Here is a 19,035-nt window from a genome sequence, read left to right on the forward strand (position 1 = left end):
CTTGTTCCCTCCTTATCATGCTTATTAACGGTAGTATAACTGAAAAAGACGATCTGCACCATTTTCGTCGATTACCATTTGATTACTGCTTATTAATTCTGCGCCAAATCTTTCAATATAATAACGGACTAAATTAGTTTTTGATTTAAAAGAAATCAGTCCTCCACCGCCGATTTCTCTGCTGCGTTCACAAGCAGCTCCCAGCAAAATATCGACTACATTTACATAAGCTCTTTGCTTGTTGGCATATCGGTTAGCCGGTGCACTCTCTAGCAGATCGACAAAAACGTAACCTTCTGCATCCCGGTAAGCGATAGCACCCTGAATATAGGCATTGCCAATTGCCAGCAATTTGTATGGTCTTGAAGAGAAACTTTTAAGCGTATAAACGCTCCAATCAAATTCCTGTTCCCAATCCATCTGTCTTAAAGAACGTGCCTCTACCAAGGTTAATAAATGAAGTTCTGCCGGGTGATACGCTCCCTTGTAATCTTTAAGATGCCAGCTCGGCATAACTAAATCTTCCTTTCTTCAATTCCCTGCTCTGTAACCATCTGCCGCGCCACTCAATTCACGCACCAACTGCACTAACTCCTCCACGCATTCTTGACGCAGCCCCAGATCCAGCATCACCACTTCCACCGTTACTCCATCCCCACTGTCGTACGTGATCCGCCTGTTCTGGTCCGCCATGAACGCCGAGCTTTGAGGATAGATCAGATAGACCTTCTCCGCTCCATACTTTTTCCCATACGCATACGCCTGATACATATCTCCCTGCGAGATTCCGTAATCAGGTCTACGACCGTCCAGCAGCTTCCACTTGGTGTCCATCACGATGACGCCTGAGAGACTGCGCAGCACGATATCCGGCCTCAGTTGAAATCTGGCGGGAGTCTGGAACAGCTTGTGAGACAAGTCCTGGGTGCTCACCTCTACCCCCTCCGGAGTCAGTTTCCGCTGCAGCAGCACGGCGACGTAACGCTCAAATACTTTTTCCATCGGAAACAGCAGAGCATAAACTTGATCCGAGCCACCGAATGGCGTAAAGCTCCGGTCGTCCAGAAAGACCCGGCACCAGGCCAGCAAAGTCTTATATTCCTGCATGCTGCGATCTGACGATACCCTGCTCCAATCCTGCGCCACATCGGCGGACGCTGGAATTCCTTCAAATGCATTTAACAGCGTATAAAGGTCTTTCCGCACTCCGCTGCCGCGTGTGATCCGAATCAACTTTTCCAGCGTCGCCTTAATCAGACGATTTTCCGGTCGGTCAACGCTGAATTCGTCATAACGGATGTAGAAGCGCTCCCGATGAAAAGCGTTATGACGGATATGCTGCGCCACCTGAAGCTTGCCCCTATAAAAGCGTTCGTTGCCTTCGCGTTCCCGGTAGTCTGACTTCAGTCCGCGCTTGACCAAAATATGAGCTTCCTCGATGAACATGCGGATAAAAATGTCCAGGATGCTGCTTTTGTCTGTACCGAGGCCGACTTTGCCGAAAGCTTTACTCGGGATCTCCCCAATTGTGCGCAGCATATGCAGAAAAGTCCGCTTGGTCTGCGCTTCGGAGCCTTCTTCGTCACGGACGTACAATTTGGGCAAAATCTCGATCTGGCTGCCATCCGCGAGGACGATAACGCCTACGTAGCTTTTGGCGTTGATGAGCCGGCCTGCGCCCCTGCGGCTCGACAGGGTAAGCAGCTCGAGCGCCTCACTCTCGCCGCCGCCTGTCCGGTGTTCAAGAATAAACTGCTCCAACCGGTCGAATACGTTCTCCGGAATACGGGTGTACCCGTAAGTTTCGCCGGACGGATGCTTGCACAGCGTACCGAATTCTTTTAACGTCACGCGGTAGCTTTTCTTGTCGGAATAAGTACTCATATTACGCTCCTACTCGGATTTTCCGTAGTCGTAAATTCCACGGTAGGCGGCCGCCCGTCCGAACGCCTCACGATTAATCCGGTACGTTACCCGCTCATCCATGTCGATCTCCGTATTTCTGCCGAACAGCTCGTTTACCTGCACCGATTCCCGAATGATAAACTGATCTCCGGCATTCTTGTTATTGTCCCCCAGCACCAGACGAATCTTCTCGTAGTCTTCGTAAAAATACTCCTGCAGCAGCGGAATCACCGTATGCTCGAACAGATGCCCCAGCTTTTCCAGCGTCGGCTCTTGTCCCAGACCGAGGAAATACGCATGTCCCAGCATGTGCTCCCGATCGTACAGAGCTTCGATTCTCCGGTTTATCATATCCAGCATTTGCGGGAAATCCAACTGCTCACCGACGACTCTCATCGCAGACAGCTGTTCCGGAACAGGCATCATCTCGGCAAAAGTAAAGCGCCGGCGCAGAGCGGTATCCAGACGGGCGATCGAGCGATCTGCCGTATTCATCGTTGCCAGCAGATAGACGTTGCCCGGTACGCCGAAAGATTCGCCGGAATACGGAAGCTGCAGCGTGATTGCTTCCGGCATGCCGAGACGCTTGGACGGTTCGATCAGCGTGATCAGCTCACCGAAGATCTTGGAGATGTTGCCGCGGTTGACTTCGTCGATAACGAAGACGTAATTGCGGTCGTTCTCGCGAATAGCGACATCCGTCTCGTTTCCGTCATGTTTTTCCGCAGCAGACCGTTCGTCTGTCAGAGGCTCCCCCGCAGCATCGCAAAACCGTTTAAAAATCCCCGGTGCGATCTCGTAGGAGACTTCGCCGGAAGTCGATTCCGGCTCTCTGTCGGCCATAACCGGCTTGATACCTTCCATAAATTCCTCGTACCCATAGGATTGATGGAAAGTCGTGAAAGCAATCTGTCCTGCTGTTTTGTAAGCCTCGTAGCGAGCTTTTACCGATTCATATCCGCTCTGCTGCGCTTCGTCCAGTACATCCTGAAGCGGCTTCTTCTCGATAATCGCTACCGAGTACAGCACGGTGTGATACGTTTTGCCTGTTCCTGGTGGGCCGTATAGGATGATGTTTTTGTCGAGCTGCGATAGATTCTCAGACGATTGAGCCGACTGCATAATAGAGGAATTCATTGCTCCACTCTCCTGCTCTTGTAGAAACTTTTCATAGCGGTCCAAGCCATTTTCAAAGTCCTTATTTTGGTTTTTACGATCGATCTCTGCAAAATTCTCCGCTTGACGGATAAGCTTTTTAAGCTCCCTATAGCGTTCCAGGTCATCGACTTCGAACATATTGGTCACTGCCAAATCGGCGGAGTTTGTCAATTTATTTGCTGCACCAGCAAGAGCCGAAGCATAACTATTAATCGTTTTGCTAGCAAAAGACTTTCCACTACCATAAGTTTGGGTTTCCATCCATTTTTTAAATTTCTCTCTACGCAGCCCCGCTTGCTCACTCATATTTTCTCCTTCTCCTTTTGCATCGATAGTCCTTAGCCTTTATGTATGACAAGCATACTCTGTCCTTCCGTCACCCACCTACCACCAAACAAGTGTTCGAGACACCCCGCTGTCACAACTCCCCTTTACAATAAACTCACTAAGCCCATTCAAGCCTAAATAGAGGAGAGATTCAGAGATGAAATATATCGTATTCGACCTGGAATTCACTGTTCTTCGCACGCAAAGCATCTGGCAGAAACGCTGGAGATCGGAGCGATCGAGCTTGTTCAAAACAAATTTTCAATAGTCACTGATCTCTATACGGCTTCCAAATATATATGTGATTGTAACTTGCTTAGCTATATATGGGAACTCTGTATATCAGTCTTTCTTTTTCCGTAATGAATTCACTTGTGCAGACGTTTATCTTGTAGAGGTGATTTCATGGAAAACTACTGGAGTCTTTTCGTTTTTCTAATCATTGTTACTTCCCGGTCCTTATTCACTTGGCGGATCGTGCGCGGTGAAGATCGGCGGACGCTGATGGATCTGGATAATGTGAAACCGCGTATGTATTCACTTGGCATCAGCCTCGCACTGCTTGTAGGGCTTGGCTTTTTAGTCTTTTACGCTGGAAACGAACCTTACTTCTTGGGTCTGGCTCTCGGCATCTTCGCTTTGTTCGGCCTGTCGCATGCTTTACTGGAAAAGAAATATCTGCCGCATACCCGAAGACATGTCGCAACATTGCTGTCAGTAAGCGTAGGGGTTGTCGCGATTCCCGTCTTTTACCTGCTGTTTAGCCAAATGGCTTAGAGAGGAGTAATTGCATTGAATCTGAAAAAAGTGCTGTTCTACGTAGTCGGTCTGTGTCTGCTGGGGATGCTTATATACACCGGTTAGGTCAGTGTGGTATCGCAAGATCCGGAAGCGCAGCCTCATATGACCCGTACGGAAGAAAGTAACGAGTAAATGCCGAACTTAAAAATCAGGGAGGAAAACAGATGCTGACTGCTCCTATTATCGTTCTGGTTCTGGGCTGTCTGCTGATCATTCTGCTCGCGAACGTTATCCTTCCCCGCTATTTCGTGACAGGCGAAGATCAGCGCGCACTGAGCGATATGCCTCGCTTGAAGGGATATATGCAGGGCGAAATTCACCAGAAAGGAGACAAAAGGCCATGTCCAATCAACTTCTCTTATTCCTTTCTATACTTACCTTGGTCGGCTCTCTGCTCCGTATGCTGATTGTGCGGGGCAAGCCCGAGTTTGAACACGATCGAGATAAGTACCGCTACTACTTCATGACCGCTCTCTCCGCTCTTCCTGCCATCCCTGCTTTTTTCCTGATTCTCGGATCATCGGACATGACGGTATGGACCCCGGCGCTCAGCCTTCTGGCCCTGTCGATGGTGCTGAACGCGGGAGTGGAACGTCACTTTGTGAGAGAAACACGGCAGCACTGGGTGACGATGAGCATGGCGATCCTACTGATCGGCTCCGCCGGTGTATTTCATTGGATGTACCTCTGAGGCTAGGCTTTCAATTTCAAGTTCTAACTTCCAACCTCTAAACACAAAAAGCCCGCTGCCGAAGATCTCGGTTAGCGGGCTTTTTGCGGTTTATGGGATTTCTTACTTTTCGGTGTGCAAAGATTACAGCATGAATGCTATGGACACCTAATAAGGATGCTTACTACGGATACTTAGTCAGACGCTTAGTGCAGATGCCCAGTAAAGACGCTTAGTAAAGATAGTTAAGAAAGAGGCTCAGTACCGGCGCTCAGTAAGAACACTCATTACGCATACTTAGGCTTCCAGCACCTGCTGCGTATTCGATTCATCGGAATCTTCGCCAACCATGCTGCGCAGTGCCGTTTCGTTGTGACGGATACGCTTCAGGATTTCACCGTTTTTGCTGACCAGTTCGATCAGCGAAGCGGAGACCTGCTCCAGCGCTGCGGTGGACTGCTCGCTGATTGCTGCCAGACTTTCGGAGGAACGTTCCACTTCTTCAGACGAAGCGCGAACGTTGCCGATCAGGCCGTCGTAATGAACAACCGACTGACCTACTTCTTTAACAGCCGATGTGATGGAAGTGAAGACGGTACGCGTTTCTTCCACCATGCCCATGCACTCCTGCATCCGGACAGCGATAGACTGCATGTTGCGCTTGGTGCTGTCCGAATGGCCGCCGACCAGGGAAAGATTACCTGAGATCTGCTCAGCCGCTCTTGCCGACAGATCGGCCAGCTTGCGAATCTCACCTGCAACAACCGAGAAGCCGCGTCCGAATTCTCCGGCACGAGCCGCTTCGATGCTGGCGTTAAGCGACAGCAGATTGGTCTGCGAAGAGATTTCCTGAATAGTGCCGATCAGCTGCGACGAAACGGATACCTGCTCGGCCAGCTGGTTAACTTCTTCCGCTGCGGCTTGCACTTGAGTCTCGAACTCGCCGATCAGGCGGTACAGCCCGTCAACGATCTCGTCGCCTCTGTGAGACGAATCCGCTGCCGTTTCGCTCTTCTCGCGCAGTTGACGTACCGATTCCAGCATACCGCCAAGCTCTTGTCCGCTGACCCGGATTGATTCGGTTACGCTGCTCAGCAGCTCATTTTGCGATACGGCGCCCTGCGTGACTTCCTGCACCGCAATGTTCATCTCATCGAATGAAGTGGCATTCTCTTCGCTGCTCATCGAGACGGCTTCCATGTTTTCCGAAACGACCCGTACATTTTCGCGCAGACTCGCGCTCTGTCGTTCCGTTTTCTCCAGCAGTTCCTGTGTCTGCTGCTGCTGCTCGGCAATCTGTGCCAGCATCCGATCGGCGATCTTCTGGAAGTTGGTCAAGATAACGATGATAATAATGAAGAAGAACAAATGCGCGATGATCTGGTCTTTACCCAGGCCATAAGCATCGCCTTTGTAGATATAAGCGGCCAACAGCATCGCTGCTCCTACAAATCCGGTATACATCGGTCCACGCTGCATATAGACAAGGGACAGCACGAGCAGCAGATAGACGGTTACGATATTGACCATGCTCGGTACTACGATGAAAGCGGCCGTATGGCTGATCGCGACCATCGATAGGGACACGTAAGCGATAGCCCGTTCTTTTTTGCGTCCGAAATGCATGATCCCGATGATAGCAATTGTAAGGAGATCACCAGTAATCAGCGTATACCGCCCTACAGGGTCAATATCGACGACCATGTACAAGAGAAGTGCCAGTATTACCGTAATAAGCAGCGAGTAAAATACGAGCCGGTTTTTGAGACGCATATCTTCGTAACGCAGTTGATTCCAATCTTTCATCACGTTCACATCCTTAAAAAATTTTCGCAACTATTTATTTGTTTATCGGCATAAATACCTACTAATATTAGCCTACAGTTCTACGACTATCGGATTACTGCAGTTTTCGTTTCGCTTAAATGGGAGCCTTTTGACCAGCAGCGGCAGCTCACACACCTGATAAAGGATAAGAGATCAGGATATGCCAAAAAAACGCCTTCGGCTGCAGGCCGAAAGGCGTTTTTCGTATTCCTATTTTTTACTTTTTCACCTTCACCAACAGTGCATTGCTGACCTGGCGGCCCGGTTTTGTCACATATTTGCCGTTCACATACAGTCCGGTTGAAGCTCCGCCGTCCAGATTCATCGCTTGATAGGCACCAACCTTCTTCATGATCTGCGTCAGCTGCGAGATCGTAGGTCCGTTGACCGTCAGGAGGATCAGCTCATGATTGCGGGTAATGCCGATCGCACTGCGCGTAGCGCCGCCTTTCAGAATCTTGGGGTCCCGGAAACCTTCGGCCTTGGGATTGAGCGCGACCCTGCCGTCTTTGAGCAGAATCGGTCCCGCCTGCAGGCCTCCTTCTACAAGACCCGCATCGTACGCCGCCCCGAAGCCAAGACCCGGAATCAGCCGCGTAATCTGATTAGTATCATAAGCAAAAACGGTCAGATTCGTACCGCCATTAACAAACTTCACGTCTCCTTTGCTGACCAGATAGCCGTATGGCGCTTTGTACGCGTCTTTGGTATAAGCATTGAAATAGGTGCCGTTGATCGCCGCATAAGCGCCGTTTTGTACCGCTATTTTGTTCAGATGCTGCACAGCGCCTACCTTATGATTGGCAAAAGCAGCGTCCAGCGATACCCGCGGGTGCATCAGCTGCACGGTGACGACGTTGGCGCGGAACGCAGAATTTCCGATGTAGAACACCTTCTGACGGTAGCGCACCGGCTTGTTCGTTAGCGATCCTCGTTTGATAATCGGCAGATCCATTTTTTTCTCGCCACTTGTAATACGCATCGAAGAAATGGAATTTTCCCACTTCAGCCCCAGCCCCAAATGTGTGGCGAGCAGGCCGAGTGGAACATAGGTAACTCCACGTTCGTTGAACGGTGCCGCGTCAACTTTAACCGGTTGGCCGTTGACGGATGCCTTCTTTTTGCCGCTGTATAACGTAATCTTCTTCTTGTTTTTCACAATATCGATCTTGCCTGATGCCGTCCAGTTCACTTGAGCTCCCGAAAGTTTGCCCAGCGCACGGATCGGCACGTACGTCCGCCCCGCTGCAGGGTCCGAATATCCAAATGTTTTAGGCGAAGCCGCTGCGGCGGCCGTTCCTGCAGTTCCCGGTACCGTTCCGATCATCATTGTGCCTGCCGCCAGCGCCACCGCCAGCAGCATTTTCAGTCCTTTTCCCACTATGAATATCCCCTTTTATGTCATTCTCCCGCTTGGAAGATCCTGATTTTGCTTTCTTTATCTATATCTGTTTCCCGCAGCCCAGAATGAAGCTTTTACGAAAAAACCCTATTTAAATGTTGCGGAGATATGAAGAGAGATATTGCGAAAAAGGTTGTGGAAAAGACTGTGGAAGCATTGGCAGAAAACATGGGAAGAAATCCTGTGATTCATACTGTGAAAAGTGCTGCGAAAAGTAATGCCAAATACAATGTGAAAGGTAGTACGGAATGTAAGGCAAGATGTAATGTGAAAAGTAATGCGAAAAAGAAACAATCTTAGGCGTAACTTTTACAGACGACGATGGGTTAATGAATATAAAGAACCTTTATTTGGAATTTTTCGATTGAGGAGGAGATTAGTGTGAGTAGAATGAATGGAGCGAGCCTGGAAGACGGAGCGGGCTTAGGAAATCGATTCGGCTTGATGAACCGGCGCAACCGAAGGAACTTGTTGAAGGACAGTCCGGAATTCGAAACCATTCAGGCGGAATATGAGCAGCTCTGGATCGAAATGCAGGAAGCCGACGCGGAAAAAGTGTCTCGGATGCTGGAACGCAGCCGCCGGGGCGCCGTCTGATCGAAACGCTGAAGCCGCTGCGCACCCATCTGCTGTGGGCGATTCCGCTCGGTACGGCGACCGTAGTCAGCGCGTCTTATCTGGTATTTATTTTTGTGTCGCTGTGGGTGGAGTAAAAAAGCGCGAGAAACCCGGCTGCATATTGATTCTGCGGCCGGGTTTTTCGTTCAGGCAGAGTAGAGTGCGGAATGCGGAGTGGAATGCTGGATTACCGAGTGTGATATTGAAATGCCGAGTGGAACTGCTGAGTTGCAGAGTCGAATGCCGGAATGCGAGTAAAATGTTGAATTGCCGAGTGCGATACCGAAATGCGAGCAAAATGCTGGATTCCATAGCGTAATATCGGATTGCCGAGCTAAACTAAATTTGTGAGAAACAAAATAAGTGCAGGAGTACACTTATTTTAGGCCATTAGCTCTCCACAGACAAAATAAGTGCTCAGATACAATTAATTTACTACCAAACGTTAAAAATGCCGAAATAATCAGGAAATAAGTGTATCTACACACTTATTCGGCTGAAATGGTGACATATCGCTTAAATAAGTGTATCCACGCACTTATTTGGTCAAAATGGTGATGCAGCTGCCCAATTACACGTATCTGTGCGATTTTTTTGTTCAGACTAATGTGACAGATTAGAAAGCGCATGGCAAAGCACGAAAAAACCAGCTCCAGAATAATCTGAAGCCGGTTTTTTTGTTATGCCAAGTTTGTGGTTGAAGACGAATCGGCGATCAGCTTCCCTGCTGCTCAGCGCGCCGGAGCAAAGTCCTTGACCGGCTCCATGATCCGTTCGATCTCTGTCAGTGTCTCTTCGCTTAGCTCAATGCCGGACGCTGCGGCGTTTTCACTCACCTGCTGCGGGCGGCTGGCTCCGATAATGGCAGAGCTGACTCCCTTTTGGCGCAGCACCCAGGCCAAAGACAGTTGGGACAGCTTCAATCCCAGGCTGTCGGCAAGACCGTTCAATTCCTGTGTAACGGTCAGTACGTCATCGCGCATGTAGCTGTTGATGACCTGGTTGACGGAATTATCGGCGCCGCGCGTACCTTCAGCAGGCTTCTGGCCCGGCTTGTATTTGCCGGTCAAGATGCCCTGCGCAAGCGGCGAGAAGACGACTTGTCCCAGTCCGCCTTTCTCCGACGCCTGCAGCACTTCCTCTTCGATATAGCGCTCGAACAGGTTGTAGATCGGCTGGTTCGAAGCCAGCGGACGCAGGTTCCGGCGATCGGCAATCTGCACCGCATCCGTGATCTGCGCGGCGCTCCATTCACTGACGCCGGCATACAGAATTTTGCCCTGCGCCGTCAAGTCGTCAAGCGCGCGCAGCGTTTCTTCAACCGGCGTGCTGCTGTCGTAACGATGGCAGAAGTACACATCGATGTAGTCGGTGCCCAGCCGCTTCAGACTGGCTTCGCACTGCTCCATAATATGCTTGCGCGACAAGCCGTAATCGTTGGGACCTTCACCCATTGGGAAGAAGACCTTGGTGCTCAGCACATAGCTGGAGCGCTCATATTTGCTCAGCGCGGCGCCCATCGCTTTCTCGCCTTCGCCGCGATTGTACGCATTGGCCGTATCAAAGAAATTGATGCCGTTCTCGAAAGCAGCTTCGATACATTCATCCGCCGCTTTCTGTTCAGCAGCCGTGCCGTAAGTCAGCCAGCTGCCTAGTCCAATCTCGCTCACTTTAAGGCCGGTACGGCCCAAATTCCGATATTTCATCAATCTTTCCTCCTTGGATTAGCGAAATGTTCGATTGAGGTCCGCGGCGGCGTGCAGCCCATCCGCCGCACAGACCTTAAGTAATACTCGAATTTTCTCTTCGTGTTTTTCATATTTCTCTGTTCATATCTCTCTCTTCACATTTCTTTATTCATTAATCATTCGATTAAATATTAACGATTTAAACGAAAATTTGCAACCGCTTAAATAACGGTTGCAGCCGTTAAAAAATAGACAAGCGCTGCTTAGAATAACAGTCACAGCCGCTTAAAACTGGATAAGCAGCTGCTTAAACCAATATTCGCAATCGCTCTCTCATCTGCTTAATGACGAATCCTATAAATTCGCAGCTATATATAGGGCTTTTCTTCATTTCTTGCTTTTGGCAACCGATAATAAAGTGCTGGGCCTGCTTCTTGTGCAGCGTTCAGACAGATCTATAAAGGGAGAAGATAAGACGATGCTGCAAACGCCTCAACTTTCCGTCACGATTCGAAGTACCGGTATGTATCATCCTCAGGAACGATTCGACAACTCTTACTTTATCGACTACTTCATGACGCGCGACAACAACGATATCACCCGTCTTCTGGAGCACTTGGGCAAAGAAACCCGCTATCTTAGCCGCAACAATCCCGACGAAAACTCCTTGACGATGGCCCAATTTGCGGCCGAGCAGGCCATTGAACGTTCGGGACTGCAGCCTTCAGATATCGAAATGATCATGTTTATCTCCGATACCCCCGAGTATACTTATCCAACGAATGCCGTACTGCTGCACGAACGACTTCGAACACCGAACGCGCATCTTGTCTACGACATGAACGCCAATTGCATTGGGGCGATCTCTGCACTCGATCAGGCCTCCATCATGATGAAAGCCAAAGGAATCAAATATGCGCTGATTGCCGGCGGCGTTTCTGTCAGCAAAGCGGCGAGCGATAAGGAACCGATTATGTTTTCCGCATTTGCGGACGGCGGAGGCGCGCTTATTCTCGAATTGGGCGAAGCGGACGCGGAGCAAACGGGCTTTGTCGATGCCGACTTCTATACGGAATCAATTATTACGGATACGGCAATGTATCCGAATGTCGGCCATTCGCGTATGCTTGATGCCTCAATCCCGGAAGCGGAAAAAAGAGTCTACCATAAAGAAGTGGACGTCAGCTTCTTCTCCGCCAAGTGGCAGGGGCTTATCACCGGCCTGCTGGCCAAGCATGGACTGGCGCCAGGCGATGTGGATCACTTTATTTTCTCCCAGCTCTCGCTTGCCGAGAACTTGAAAACATTGAATCTGCTCGGCGTCGATCCTGGCAAACAAATCTACGTCGGCGACAAATACGGTTATACCGGCGTAACCGGTCCGATCTTCGCTCTGAACGAAGCGATGCAGGACGGACGCATCAAGCCGGGCGACAAGCTTGTAATCTGCTCGGTAGGACTAGGCTATGTGATGGGCGCCTGCCTATACCGATTCTGATCGAGCACGAACCGGCTTGATGAGGTGTGATTCACTTGATCGCATACGTCCGGTTGATCATGTGTGATTCGCCTGGTCACATAGGGCAAGTTTGATCATGCGAACCTTCCCTGGTCTGGTTTGATCTGGTCTGGTTTGATCTGGTCTGGTTTGGTCTGGGCTCATCTTTCACAATTCTCACTCTCCGCTGCTCAGCCTGCTGTTGTGCACAGTATCAACGGCACAAAAAAGCTGTTCCGAATAACGCCCTCGGCGTCCGGAACAGCTTTTTTGATTTCGGCTTTAGGGCCTAATCTATTCACTCTGGTTTACACTGCTTTACTTTAGTTTATTCTGGTTGCTCTATTTTACTTTACTTCATCCATGCTCTTCACAAGTATGCCGGAGAAATTTGTCTTCTCGGCGATTTTGCGAATTTGCAGACTCGTAATGGCGGATTTCGATTCGACCATGTAGATCTTTTTGAATCCGAGTGTCATGTACATTTTGAACGCCTGCTCCAGCAGATCCAGCAGATCCTGCTTCACGGTAGCGAGCTCATGGGCGTTGACGACAAGCGTATACTCGCTCGACTGAATCTGGCTGCCTGCTTGCATGAATTGGAAGGCAAATCCTTCCGCATCACTCATCTGAAAGAAGCCGCCGACGGTTGCGATAAACAGCTTTTTGGTCTTGTCCACTTCGACATTGAATTTCTCTGTCATGATTTCTCTCCTCGGTTCACTCGATTGGGAATCAGCCTTGAGGCTTTCCATCCTTATCCAGTATACCAGCAGGAATTTACGAACACCAGAGTCCCTTTCTTCTATTAAAAATGAAAATTACATATCCCGCGGAACACTCGCTTATGTGCGAACCCTTTTGAGCGGTCGCTACTGTTTACTGTTCGGGAACAGAAATTGATTGTCCACGTTCCATGCCTCTTCATCTGCCGGAAAATCGTAGAACAGCGGCCGCATCGGCGGAGTTCCTTTTTCATGCGCGGCCTGCATCAGCAAATTCTGTTCTTTCGATCGCTCGTTCCTTTTATATTCGCCCAATCATGTGTATACGTTTTTCCTCCAAAAGCCTGGTATGTTCAAAAATTTCATTTTACAATAAGATCAAGTTACAATAAGATCAAGTCAAACGATCCGCATCTGTCTGCCGGATCCGTACATTCACATAATTGAACGGTGACGAAGAACGTCTCACTCTTTCCCTTTTGTAGGGGAATCGAGTCGGGACGTTTTTTTATGCCGTAAATGCTCAACTTTTTTTAAGAAGGATTAAAAGAACAGGAGCGAAAGCGCAATGGCAAAGCAAAAAAGCTAAGCGAGAGAGACGAATGTGAAAAGGAGACTGGTGCGAAAAGAGTATGAATTAAAGACTAATTGAAGACTGATCAACAACGAATTGAGCGAATTTAAAGACAGTTCAAAGAGGAAAAAGGGAAACAAGCATGTGTGAAAATGCATATTAAGGAGGAAAAAACATGGATTTTGAACATGCACATCAGCTCTTTCTCGGCAATCATCTTAAGGCGCGTGCAGGTGAACGACGCGACCGCCTACAGCGTGGACACCGAGAAGCGGAGCAGCTTTTTTGTCGAAACGTCTGGTGGCCGCTGCGTCAAAATTTTGACGGACTGCATCCCGAATACGAGGTAACAGACTGGCGGGGATTAACTTACTTTTGCGATTTCGCCTGGATTACCTCATACGTCAAACTGATCATCGAGATTAAAGGTTTTGGTCCCCATGTGCAGGACATGGACCGCCGAAAATTTTGCCGTGAGTTGAACCGAGAGACGTTTCTGACCGCTATGGGCTTCCAGGTAATCTCGTTCGCTTACGACGATGTTTCCCAACGGCCGGAACTCTGCATGACGCTGCTGCGGATGGTATTAGGCCGGTATGCAAGTCAGAATGAGACAGATCGCCCTTCTTCCGCTGCCGATCGCGAAATTATCCGTCTAGCTTGTACCTTGGGGCGGCCAATCCGTCCGATCGACGTACGCAAACACTTGGGGATCAATTACCGGACGGCAGCCGAACTTCTGGACTCACTGTGCGAACGCCGAATCCTGAGCAGCGAAGCTGGCGTTCAGAATAAGAGAGTCGTGCGTTACTTACTCAGGGACGCGGCACTCGGTTACATTTGAGCACGGATGAATACGTTAAGCACGTTCGAGCATGCTAAGCACGGTTGAGCATGGTTAAGCACGGTTGGGCACGTTACTTTACGAAATTATCCGAATCCCTCGTTTTGAAAATTGTAGGATCAGGAACAACGACCGTAATGGACGCGGTCTAAAGAAACTTTTTAAGCTAAAGGAATATCATTCCCCAAAATAAGTGCGTACATACAACTATTTAAGAAATAAACCGGCCAAAACCAAAAATAAGTGTGCTCATACAACTATTTCGCAGGAAAAGCGCAGAATCACCGTGAAACAAAGCAATTAGTTGTACCTACGCACTTATTTTTATCAAAACGACTTATTTATCAAAATTAATTGTATCTGTGCACTTATTCTCATTGAGAGCGTAAATCTAGAAGGTGAATTTAAAGAATGAACCTAAAAAGTAGACCCAAAGAGTACATCGCGAACCAAAAAGCAATATCGAAAAATCCGACTGAATGAATTTCAGATCAGAGCGGTTCGCAGACTGAGTGATAAACAGATGCTCTTGAAACAGTCAGCGAACACTGCAGCCTCACCTTTCAGCCTTACCTTTCAGCCTCACCTTTCAGCCTCACCTTTCAGCCTTACCTTTCAACTTTGCCTTACAGAGCCACTGCTCATCAAAAAACGCAAAAACGGACAGTCCGAAGACTGTCCGTTTTGCTATAGAGTCGATTCGCCGCGATGTTTCACCACATTGAATCTTAACCCAGCTTCCTCCGAAATACTTACCGAATTAAGCTGTTATCCAGCCGAAACATCTGGCCCAATCAAGCTCTTCTCCGGCCAAGACACCTACCGAATCAAGCTCTTCTCCGGCTGAAACACCTTACCGAGTCAAGCTGTCCTCCGGCTGAAGCACCGGCACTTCGGCCGATACGGTATCCGGATACTTGATGCCGGCACCGGTATTCAATACGACGACACGCTCGCCTTCCGCGATCCAACCGGAAGCCCGCAGTGTACGTGCGGCAGCAAATACGGCCGCTCCTTCCGGGCAGACGAACGCGCCTTCAAGACGTGCAGTTGTGGCCTGCTCGCGCAGCAGCTCTTCGTCGCTGATCGCGATGGCGCAGCCTTCCGTCTCGTACAGCGCTTCGAGCACGAGGAAGTCTCCCAGCGCTTTCGGCACGTTGATGCCGAACGCAATCGTCTCGGAATTCTCGAAGAATTCCGAGTCTTTCCTCTTTTCTTCCCAAGCTTTGACGATTGGGGCACAGCCTTCGGACTGCACGGCGACCAAACGAGGAAGTTTGCAATCCGCCGGAATCCAGCCGATCGTCTGAAGTTCCTTCAGCGCCTTGTGAATGCCGATCAGTCCTACACCGCCGCCGGTCGGATACAGAATGACGTCGGGCACATCCCAGCCGAACTGCTCAGCAATCTCGATTCCCATTGTCTTTTTGCCTTCGATCCGGTACGGCTCCTTAAGTGTGGAACCATCGAACAACCCGAATTCTTGTACGGCACGGGCGACAATCTTACCTGCATCGCTGATCAGTCCATCGACCAGCACCAGATTGGCACCGGACACCGCGCATTCGTTGCGCGTAATCTTCGGCGCGTCCACCGGCATCACGATAGTCGAACGGATACCCGCACGGGCGGCATACAGTGCCCAAGCCGCTCCGGCATTCCCGTTGGTCGGCATGGCAAACTCTTCTACGCCGAGCTCTTTGGCACGCGAAACGCCGACTGCGGCACCCCGTGCCTTGAATGATCCGGTCGGAATAATGCCTTCATCCTTCATATACAAGTTCTCAATTCCCATATCCGCTCCCAAGGTAGGAACAGGAATCAACGGAGTCATGCCTTCGCCGAGCGATACGACATTGGCTTCGCTCTGTACGGGCAGCAGCTCGTGATACCGCCACAGGTCGGGACGTCTTGCAGCGACATCTTCGCGCTTCACTTCTTGAGCGAGACGTTCCAGATCATAGTCGACGAGCAGTGGAGAGCCGCAGACACACAGCTGCTGAATCTGGGAAGCGTCGTATTTGGTATGACATTTTGGACAATGCAGATGCGAGAGGTAGCTGTACGTCATAAAAGTTCATCCTTCCATTCTCGTGCGTTCCAGACATCCGATTATTTGCAGCGGTATCCGTACGATTTTTTTATTCATAGTTATTTTATCAGGAAACTCATTGATCTTCAATTTCCGGAATCGGGCTTGTAACTGCCGGAACATGCAAAAAGCTCCGCTTCTCTCGAAAGAGATACGGAGCTTTCACATTTACTATTTACTGTTTACCTTTTACATTCACCTTTACGTTTCGCCCATTTCAGGAGAGCGCCGCTGATCTTTCAGCAGCGACTTTAACTTCCAGGCGCTGGCTTCCATGCTCCGTTCCGGATCGTGCATGACATGCATAGAGAGCTTCGTTTCCGGTATGTCAGCAATGACCCTTTCCTTTTCTCGCGGCAGAGGGAGGACACTCGTACTGCGCTCCGGCTGCTCGGAAATCAGAATACGGGTACCGTCCGGCAGAACGCCGTATTCCCGAATCCAGCCTTCTTCTCGAACCGTGATTCGGCGTCCCGGCGTCACTTGGCGGCGTTTCACCTTCATCTCCGTCAGATCTGTACCCGGAAGTTTGGATCGAAATCCGGCTGTCTGCGGCCGAGACACCGGCTGAACCGGTATGATGCGCGGGATGTTCCCTGTGTTGTTGATCGGCATAATGGGCATGATCGAGATTCCTCCTTGCGCGCCCTCATGCTTCGCAGGGTGTGAAGTTTGGAGGGCGGTGTTTTACAGCAAGTCTTAAATCCTAATTCTTGAATTTTGATTCTTGAGTTTTGAATCTTAAATCTTAAACTTTGCAGCCGTTTCGCCAAGCTGCTGCGTAAGACGGTCGATACTCTGTACCATCTCGGCCAGATGGTTGACCATGGATGACTGCTCCTGCGCAGTCGCCGTAACTTCCTCTATCGAAGCAGATACTTCTTCGCCGGAAGCCGACAAACTCTGTGAAGCTTCAAGCACTTCGTCTTTATCCCGCTCCATCGCCTTGAATTCCGATGACATATCGCGGATCTGACTTGTGATCGCTGTGACGCTGTTCAGAATTTCTTCGAAAGACTCCCGTGTACGATCAACATATTCATTCTGTGTTGAGGAGATTTGACGAATCGCTCCTACGCTCTCATTGCTCTTGTTCACCTGCTCCAGCGTTTGACGAATAATGCCGCCAATCTCGTTAGCTTGATCCGCCGACTGCTGAGCCAGCTTGCGAATCTCATCCGCCACTACCGCGAATCCGCGTCCGTGCTCGCCCGCTCTTGCCGCTTCGATCGAAGCGTTCAGTGCCAACAGGTTCGTCTGCGTAGAGATTTGGTTGATAGCATCCGTAATCTGGCCGATCCGCTGCGAGCTTTCTGCCAGCATTTTTGTTGTCGCCGAGATATTTTGGATTTCCAGTTCGTTCTTGCTGTTAATATCAATCAGCGTGTTGACGACTTCACTGCTGCTCTCGAAGACGCGTCCGATCGAATCCGCACCGCTCTGAATCGAATCCGTTTTGCGGCCGAGCGACTCGATGCGGTCACCGATACCGTAGAAACGTCCGACAATCCGTTCCGTATCATGCGATTGCAATTCCATCGCTTTGGCGATTTCTGTCGTCGTTACCGACGTTTCGCCGATCGAACGAGCCGTATTTTTCGAAGTCTCTTCCAGATCCTTCGTATTCGTATTCAATACTTCGATCGAATGGTTCATTTGACCGATCAGTGTCTTGTTGCTGTCAGCCATCATATTAAAGCTGTCCGCCAAATCGGCGAATTCGCTCTTGTACTTGCCCTCTGCCTGTACGGTCAGATCCCCTGCTGCAAGCTTCTTAAATAATGCGTTCAAACTCGCGATTGGACCTGTGATGCTGCGTGAGATCAAGATTCCCACCAGCACCGCCAGCAGAATGGCAACACCTAAAGAGATCAGCATGTTTTTTAGCAGTTCCTCTAACGGTTTCTTAATATCGCTGTAGGAATCATGGACAACTATAATCCAATCTGCAACAGGAATTTTGGAAATACGCAGATACGAATCACCTTCATCCAAACCTTGTTTGATAATCGACCCTTCCGGATTCGCCGCCAGCAGGTTCTGGAAAATTTCTCCTCCCGAAGTGTAAGGTTCTCCGACTGCTTCAGGGTTGCTCGAATCATAAATAACAGTGCCTCCGCGGCTCGTGACCATGATCACGCCTTCTTTATTAATCTCGATACCCTCCAGGTTATGAACAAAAAAGTCAGTCGTGATCGTATTAATCGAAACGCCAAGCATGCTGCCATCGCTTCCCTTAATCGGTTGAGCGAATACAACGACCAGCTTACCGCTCGTTTTGGAACGCATGGAGTCACTTACGACAGGAGCGCCGGTCTTCATAACAGTCTGAAAATACTCTCGATCCGAACGGCTGGTCTGAAGTGCAGCGGGATTACTACTGGCCACGATCGTCCCCTCGCTGTCCGCTACCATCATCATTTCAATCCCGGGTGTTCCCGCAAGCGCATCTTCTAAAAAAGTGTTAACTCTGCCTAACGCTTCATTTTGCTCAGAGAAAAATGCATCTTCTGGCAGTGTTTCTGCTTCTCTTAAGATCAGCAGATCGCGCAGCATCGGCGTAACAGACAAGGCATGTGCGATTTGGCCTTCCAGAGTAACTATAGCTGACAGGCTCTCTCCAATTCGATCTGCGTTGGCGTTTATCTCATCTTTGCCTTTACGTGTGAGCAGATCCGCTCCGAACATATACGTGAATGCACTAGACGCTGCCAGTACAATGACGATCAGCAGACTTATTGTTAGAGGAAGCTTGAATTTCAGCGACATACCTCTCGATCCACTCCCACGGACCTTTTTTGTTTGTTTTTTCATAAGTAATTTAGTTCCCCTTTCTCAAATGAGGCCCACTCCCGGTGCCTATAAGCCCTTTATCGGTTAAACGTTTCAAAAGAATTACTTTTTAT

The 19,035-nt window shown here is 49.6% G+C and carries 17 protein-coding genes; 6 read left to right on the forward strand and 11 right to left on the reverse strand.

Annotated elements, in window-relative coordinates:
- Nucleotides 1–24: 24 nt before the first annotated feature.
- Genes F456_RS0105825 through F456_RS0105835 form a run of 3 tightly spaced genes read right to left on the reverse strand, consistent with a single transcriptional unit; the run spans nucleotide 25 to nucleotide 3,369 of the window.
- The gene (locus F456_RS0105825; protein ID WP_018976065.1) at nucleotides 25–513 is read right to left on the reverse strand and encodes a hypothetical protein; all 489 of its coding nucleotides are present in this window, start codon (nucleotides 511–513) and stop codon (nucleotides 25–27) included.
- Nucleotides 514–531: 18 nt separating this feature from the next.
- Nucleotides 532–1,884 carry an McrC family protein gene (locus tag F456_RS0105830; RefSeq protein ID WP_018976066.1) on the reverse strand — a complete coding sequence of 451 codons (1,353 nt, stop codon included), beginning with the start codon at nucleotides 1,882–1,884 and terminating at the stop codon, nucleotides 532–534.
- 9 nt (nucleotides 1,885–1,893) lie between these two features.
- Entirely contained in the window at nucleotides 1,894–3,369 is a 1,476-nt protein-coding gene (locus F456_RS0105835) for an AAA family ATPase (protein WP_018976067.1), read from the reverse strand.
- A gap of 426 nt (nucleotides 3,370–3,795) precedes the next feature.
- On the opposite strand from F456_RS0105835, the gene F456_RS0105845 reads away from it, so the two are divergent.
- The 3 genes from F456_RS0105845 (at nucleotide 3,796) to F456_RS0105855 (ending at nucleotide 4,882) form a co-directional block, all read left to right on the forward strand.
- Entirely contained in the window at nucleotides 3,796–4,167 is a 372-nt protein-coding gene (locus F456_RS0105845) for a hypothetical protein (RefSeq protein ID WP_018976069.1), read from the forward strand.
- 188 nt (nucleotides 4,168–4,355) lie between these two features.
- The gene (locus F456_RS24240; protein ID WP_157059999.1) at nucleotides 4,356–4,598 is read left to right on the forward strand and encodes a hypothetical protein; all 243 of its coding nucleotides are present in this window, start codon (nucleotides 4,356–4,358) and stop codon (nucleotides 4,596–4,598) included.
- Nucleotides 4,532–4,882 carry a hypothetical protein gene (locus F456_RS0105855; protein WP_018976071.1) on the forward strand — a complete coding sequence of 117 codons (351 nt, stop codon included), beginning with the start codon at nucleotides 4,532–4,534 and terminating at the stop codon, nucleotides 4,880–4,882. Before F456_RS24240 ends, F456_RS0105855 begins: the two co-directional genes overlap by 67 nt.
- A 276-nt stretch (nucleotides 4,883–5,158) precedes the next feature.
- On the opposite strand, the gene F456_RS0105860 is transcribed toward F456_RS0105855, so the two are convergent.
- Entirely contained in the window at nucleotides 5,159–6,667 is a 1,509-nt protein-coding gene (locus F456_RS0105860) for a methyl-accepting chemotaxis protein (RefSeq protein WP_018976072.1), read from the reverse strand.
- A 238-nt stretch (nucleotides 6,668–6,905) separates the two neighbouring features.
- The gene (locus tag F456_RS0105865) at nucleotides 6,906–8,069 is read right to left on the reverse strand and encodes a phosphodiester glycosidase family protein (protein WP_018976073.1); all 1,164 of its coding nucleotides are present in this window, start codon (nucleotides 8,067–8,069) and stop codon (nucleotides 6,906–6,908) included.
- Between the two features lie 402 nt (nucleotides 8,070–8,471).
- Between F456_RS0105865 and F456_RS0105875 the strand changes: the two genes are divergently transcribed.
- Nucleotides 8,472–8,687 (forward strand): hypothetical protein, encoded by a 216-nt coding sequence (locus F456_RS0105875; protein ID WP_157060000.1) that lies wholly within the window; start codon nucleotides 8,472–8,474, stop codon nucleotides 8,685–8,687.
- A 752-nt stretch (nucleotides 8,688–9,439) separates the two neighbouring features.
- Here F456_RS0105875 and F456_RS0105880 read toward each other — a convergent pair.
- Entirely contained in the window at nucleotides 9,440–10,414 is a 975-nt protein-coding gene (locus F456_RS0105880) for an aldo/keto reductase family protein (protein ID WP_018976076.1), read from the reverse strand.
- A 460-nt stretch (nucleotides 10,415–10,874) separates the two neighbouring features.
- Between F456_RS0105880 and F456_RS0105885 the strand changes: the two genes are divergently transcribed.
- Complete coding sequence (locus tag F456_RS0105885; RefSeq protein WP_018976077.1) at nucleotides 10,875–11,894, forward strand: 3-oxoacyl-[acyl-carrier-protein] synthase III C-terminal domain-containing protein; 1,020 nt, start codon at nucleotides 10,875–10,877, stop codon at nucleotides 11,892–11,894.
- Nucleotides 11,895–12,241: 347 nt separating this feature from the next.
- Here F456_RS0105885 and F456_RS21865 read toward each other — a convergent pair whose 3' ends face one another.
- Nucleotides 12,242–12,598: a hypothetical protein gene (locus tag F456_RS21865; RefSeq protein ID WP_018976078.1), complete on the reverse strand. Its 357-nt coding sequence runs from the start codon at nucleotides 12,596–12,598 to the stop codon at nucleotides 12,242–12,244.
- A gap of 168 nt (nucleotides 12,599–12,766) precedes the next feature.
- The gene (locus F456_RS24980; protein WP_157060010.1) at nucleotides 12,767–12,886 is read right to left on the reverse strand and encodes a TIM-barrel domain-containing protein; all 120 of its coding nucleotides are present in this window, start codon (nucleotides 12,884–12,886) and stop codon (nucleotides 12,767–12,769) included.
- A gap of 482 nt (nucleotides 12,887–13,368) precedes the next feature.
- Between F456_RS24980 and F456_RS0105900 the strand changes: the two genes are divergently transcribed.
- The gene (locus F456_RS0105900; RefSeq protein WP_018976080.1) at nucleotides 13,369–14,037 is read left to right on the forward strand and encodes a DUF559 domain-containing protein; all 669 of its coding nucleotides are present in this window, start codon (nucleotides 13,369–13,371) and stop codon (nucleotides 14,035–14,037) included.
- 853 nt (nucleotides 14,038–14,890) lie between these two features.
- Here F456_RS0105900 and F456_RS0105905 read toward each other — a convergent pair.
- The 3 genes from F456_RS0105905 to F456_RS0105920 all read right to left on the reverse strand — a co-directional run bounded on the left by F456_RS0105905 (nucleotide 14,891) and on the right by F456_RS0105920 (nucleotide 18,943).
- Nucleotides 14,891–16,108, reverse strand: a complete 1,218-nt coding sequence (locus F456_RS0105905; protein WP_018976081.1) for a threonine synthase — start codon at nucleotides 16,106–16,108, stop codon at nucleotides 14,891–14,893.
- A 222-nt stretch (nucleotides 16,109–16,330) separates the two neighbouring features.
- On the reverse strand, nucleotides 16,331–16,753 hold the full coding sequence (locus tag F456_RS0105915; protein WP_018976083.1) for a hypothetical protein: 423 nt from the start codon (nucleotides 16,751–16,753) through the stop codon (nucleotides 16,331–16,333).
- 117 nt (nucleotides 16,754–16,870) lie between these two features.
- On the reverse strand, nucleotides 16,871–18,943 hold the full coding sequence (locus tag F456_RS0105920) for a methyl-accepting chemotaxis protein (protein ID WP_188669554.1): 2,073 nt from the start codon (nucleotides 18,941–18,943) through the stop codon (nucleotides 16,871–16,873).
- Between the last annotated feature and the right edge of the window lie 92 nt (nucleotides 18,944–19,035).

This window comes from Saccharibacillus kuerlensis DSM 22868, from assembly GCF_000378145.1.
In the GTDB taxonomy this organism is placed as follows: domain Bacteria; phylum Bacillota; class Bacilli; order Paenibacillales; family Paenibacillaceae; genus Saccharibacillus; species Saccharibacillus kuerlensis.